Source organism: Faecalimonas hominis, assembly GCF_054660755.1.
This window is the reverse complement of record NZ_BAAHSH010000063.1, coordinates 1-919: the sequence shown is the minus strand read 5'-3', so window position 1 is coordinate 919 and position 919 is coordinate 1. Positions and strand designations below refer to the sequence as shown.

1 protein-coding gene is annotated in these 919 nt (G+C 35.8%); it reads left to right on the top strand.

Annotation, left to right across the window (positions count from 1 at the left end; all coding sequences use genetic code 11):
* Positions 1–128 precede the first annotated feature (128 nt).
* The coding region (locus tag ACYQ35_RS10665; RefSeq protein ID WP_459833315.1) for an ISNCY family transposase at positions 129–919 on the top strand (791 nt) is incomplete at its 3' end.

The following is a 919-nucleotide window of genomic DNA, read 5'->3' as shown; positions in this document are numbered from 1 at the left end:
TATAAACCATTTTTGATAAAGTCCTTATATATCACTTTTGATTATGTCCCAAGTGATAAATATGGTGTATGATAAAACCTCACACTATAGAAAGAGGTATACACAGATTGAAAAGGGTGGATTTAAGAATGAATGAACAACTTAAGTATGAAGTGATTAAGTCACTAGTAGACCATAATGGTAACAAAAAGGCTGCGGCTTTGAAACTCGGTTGTACTACAAGGCACATCAATCGATTAATTCAAAAATACAAACAGAATGGTAAGGCTGCCTTTATTCATGGTAACAGAGGCAGAAAACCTCTACATTCTTTTACAGAATCTCAAAAACTGGAAATCTTAACTCTATACAACAACAAGTACTATGACGCTACATTTACTTACACCTGTGAACTGCTTGCAAAAAATGACGGGATTTTTATCTCTCCTTCTGCTCTTACAAAGATTATGTATGAAAACTTTATTCCTTCACCCAGAACTACCAAAACAGTCCGCAAACGCTTAGCAAAAGAACTTCGTACACAACAAAAGAATGTTTCTACAAAGAAAAAACAAGATGAACTTCAGGCTGCTATCGTTACAGTGGAAACCCCTCACTCCAGACGTCCAAGATGTGTCTACTTTGGTGAAATGCTTCAGATGGATGCTTCCGTTCATCTTTGGTTTGGCAATGCAAAAACAAATCTTCATATCGCCATTGATGATTCTACCAGCCGTATTGTTGGTGCCTTTTTTGATGAACAGGAATCCTTAAATGGTTATTATAACGTATTCCATCAGATCCTTACTACTTATGGAATTCCTGCTATGTTTTATACGGATAGAAGAACTGTTTTTGAATACCGGAATAAAAAAATGAATAAAACAGAATTGGATACTTACACCCAGTTTAGTTACGCCTGTAAGCAATTGGGCGTAGA